The following is a 3,182-nucleotide window of genomic DNA, read 5'->3' as shown; positions in this document are numbered from 1 at the left end:
GCTCCCCACCCAGGGGAGCGGCGCCGTCGGGCCGTGCGAACCGCGTGCGACCGTCAGGTCATGCGGACGGGCGGGCCGCCTCGATGTCGACCGTCGGCAGGTGCTTCGCCGGCAGCGTCTTGGGGCGCCACGACGCGCGCGTCTGCTCGAACGCCGTGATGTCGGCCTCGTGCTGGAGGGTCAGACCGATGTCGTCGAGCCCCTCCATGAGGCGCCAGCGCGTGTAGTCGTCGATCTGGAAACGGACCACGACGTCGTCGGCCGTCGCCGTGCGCTCGACCAGGTCGACCGTGACCTCGGTGCCGGGCTTGGTCTCGAGGACCTTCCACAGCAGCTCGATGTCCTCCTGCGCGACGATGCCCGCGACGAGGCCCTGCTTGCCCGAGTTGCCGCGGAAGATGTCCGCGAAACGCGAGGCCAGGACGACCTTGAAGCCGTAGTCCTTGAGGGCCCACACGGCGTGCTCGCGCGACGAGCCGGTGCCGAAGTCGGGGCCCGCGACCAGCACGGAGCCGGACGAGTACGCGGGCTGGTTCAGGATGAACGCGGGGTCCCCGCGCCACGCCGCGAACAGCGCGTCCTCGAACCCCGTGCGCGTCACGCGCTTGAGGTAGACGGCGGGGATGATCTGGTCCGTGTCGACGTTGCTGCGGCGCAGCGGGACACCGACACCGGTGTGGGTGGTGAACTTCTCCATGATGCTTCTGCTTCCTCGATGAGTCGGTCGTCAGGTGGCCTGCCGGGATGGCGCCCCGCGTGGGGCGCCGGGACCCGGTGTCAGACCTGCAGCGGGACGCGCGGGTCGAGCGGCGCGAGCGGCGTGCCGTCGAACGACGTGATGTCGACGTCGGCCGGCAGGTCCAGGTCGGCCAGCGAGGACAACGTCCCGCGGATGGCCGTCGCGGCCGCGACGAGCGGCGAGACCAGGTGGGTGCGTCCACCCTTGCCCTGGCGACCCTCGAAGTTGCGGTTGGACGTCGAGGCCGAACGCTCCCCCGGAGCGAGCTGGTCCGGGTTCATGCCCAGGCACATCGAACAGCCGGCGTTGCGCCATTCGGCACCGAAGTCGAGGAAGATCTGGTCGAGCCCCTCGGCCTCGGCCTGGAGGCGGACGCGCGCCGACGCGGGCACGACGAGCACGCGCAGCGAGTCGGCCTTCTTCTTGCCCTGGACGACCTTGGCGACCGAGCGCAGGTCCTCGATGCGGCCGTTGGTGCACGAGCCGATGAAGACCGTGTCGATCGCGATGTCGCGCAGCGGAGCACCCGGGGTCAGGCCCATGTACTCGATCGCGCGCTCGGCGGCGACGCGCTCGTTCTCGTCGGCGATCTCCGCCGGGACCGGGACGTTCGCGGACAGGGGCAGGCCCTGGCCGGGGTTGGTGCCCCAGGTGATGAACGGCTCGAGGTCGGCCGCCTCGAGCACGACCTCCTCGTCGAACGTGGCGTCGTCGTCGGTCTTGAGCGTCCTCCAGTACTCGACCGCGGCGTCCCAGTCGGCGCCCTCGGGCGCGTGCGGACGGCCCTTGAGGTACTCGAACGTGGTCTCGTCAGGAGCGATCATGCCGGCGCGCGCGCCCGCCTCGATCGACATGTTGCAGACCGTCATGCGGGCTTCCATGGTCAGCTTGCGGATGGCCTCGCCGCGGTACTCCAGGACGTAGCCCTGGCCGCCGCCCGTGCCGATCTTCGCGATGATCGCGAGGATGATGTCCTTGGACGTCGCGCCCGGGGGCAGCTCGCCGTTGACCGTGATCGCCATGGTCTTGAAGGGCGCGAGCGGCAGGGTCTGGGTCGCGAGCACGTGCTCGACCTCCGAGGTCCCGATGCCGAACGCGAGGGCCCCGAACGCGCCGTGGGTCGAGGTGTGCGAGTCGCCGCACACGACCGTCAGGCCCGGCATGGTGAGCCCGAGCTGGGGGCCGACCTGGTGCACGATGCCCTGGTCCGCGTCACCCAGGGAGTGGATGCGCACGCCGAATTCCTTGGCGTTGTTGCGCAGCGTGTCGATCTGGGTGCGGCTCGTGAGGTCCGCGATCGGCAGGTCGATGTCGAGCGTGGGGGTGTTGTGGTCCTCGGTCGCGATCGTCAGGTCGGTGCGGCGCACCTGCCGGCCGGCGAGACGCAGGCCCTCGAAGGCCTGCGGACTGGTGACCTCGTGGATGAGGTGCAGATCGATGTAGAGGAGGTCGGGCGACCCGTCGGTGCCACGTCGCACCAGGTGCGCGTCCCAGACCTTCTCCGCCAGCGTGCCGGCCATGTTGGTTTCTCCTACCTGTGTCCTGCGGTGGTCGCTCACGCGGGGGCCGTGGGCGACGATCGGGGGGTACAACTCGGTCGTGGTCCGGGTGATCTTCCCGGTCCTTCGGCGACACCGACACCCGCAAACTTGCATCTCACTGTGCGAGACGTCAATATCGACCTATGGACAATTCTAGCGGAGTCGGCGTGCTGGACAAGGCGGCGTCCGTTCTGGGCGCTCTGGAGTCCGGACCAGCCACTTTGGCCCAGCTCGTCACCGCCACCGGACTCGCCCGTCCGACGGCTCATCGCCTCGCTGTCGCGCTCGAGCACCACCGCATGGTGGCTCGCGACATGCAGGGCCGTTTCGTCCTCGGACCGCGCCTGAACGAGCTCGCGACCGCAGCAGGCGAGGACCGCCTGCTCGCCGCCGCGAACCCCGTTCTCACGGCGCTGCGCGACCACACGGGCGAGAGCGCCCAGCTCTACCGCCGCCAGGGCGACCATCGCATCTGCGTCGCCGCGGCAGAACGCCCGGTCGGACTCCGTGACTCTATCCCCGTGGGGGCGACCCTCACGATGGGTGCGGGCTCGGCCGCCCAGGTCCTGCTCGCCTGGGAGGAGCCGGACCGCCTCCACCGCGGCCTGCGCGAGGCCGTCTTCACGGCCACGATCCTCTCGGGAGTCCGACGGCGCGGCTGGGCACAGTCCGTCTCGGAGCGCGAGCTCGGGGTCGCCTCGGTGTCGGCGCCCGTACGCGGACCGTCGGGGCGGATCGTCGCCGCGGTCTCGATCTCGGGACCGGTCGAGCGCCTGACGCGCCAGCCGGGCCGCCTGCACTCGGGCTCCGTCGTCGCCGCGGCCAACCGCCTGACCGAGGTCCTGCGCCGCGCCGGCGAGTGACCGTCCACCGACCCTGACCGAGGGGCGGGTGCCGTGAGG

At 70.8% G+C, this 3,182-nt stretch carries 3 protein-coding genes; 1 reads left to right on the top strand and 2 read right to left on the bottom strand.

The features are described from left to right. Window positions 1-58: 58 nt before the first annotated feature. Window positions 59-697: a 3-isopropylmalate dehydratase small subunit gene (gene leuD / locus ACFWFR_RS18690; protein ID WP_056648168.1), complete on the bottom strand. Its 639-nt coding sequence runs from the start codon at window positions 695-697 to the stop codon at window positions 59-61. Between the two features lie 80 nt (window positions 698-777). Then, on the bottom strand, window positions 778-2,259 hold the full coding sequence (gene leuC / locus ACFWFR_RS18685) for a 3-isopropylmalate dehydratase large subunit (RefSeq protein ID WP_191803182.1): 1,482 nt from the start codon (window positions 2,257-2,259) through the stop codon (window positions 778-780). Window positions 2,260-2,423: 164 nt separating this feature from the next. Between leuC and ACFWFR_RS18680 the strand changes: the two genes are divergently transcribed. After that, window positions 2,424-3,143: an IclR family transcriptional regulator gene (locus ACFWFR_RS18680; RefSeq protein ID WP_030150819.1), complete on the top strand. Its 720-nt coding sequence runs from the start codon at window positions 2,424-2,426 to the stop codon at window positions 3,141-3,143. The last annotated feature ends 39 nt before the right edge of the window (window positions 3,144-3,182 follow it).

Source organism: Oerskovia sp. NPDC060287, assembly GCF_042726775.1.
In the GTDB taxonomy this organism is placed as follows: Bacteria; Actinomycetota; Actinomycetes; order Actinomycetales; family Cellulomonadaceae; genus Oerskovia; species Oerskovia merdavium.
The sequence above is the reverse complement of the archived record's forward strand: the minus strand, read 5'-3'. Positions and strand labels throughout refer to the sequence as shown.

Bases quoted from the DNA above. Each gene is read 5' to 3' on its own strand.
- leuD (WP_056648168.1), bottom strand. From the start codon at position 697: ATGGAGAAGTTCACCACCCACACCGGTGTCGGTGTCCCGCTGCGCCGC.
- leuC (WP_191803182.1), bottom strand. From the start codon at position 2,259: ATGGCCGGCACGCTGGCGGAGAAGGTCTGGGACGCGCACCTGGTGCGA.
- ACFWFR_RS18680 (WP_030150819.1), top strand. From the start codon at position 2,424: ATGGACAATTCTAGCGGAGTCGGCGTGCTGGACAAGGCGGCGTCCGTT.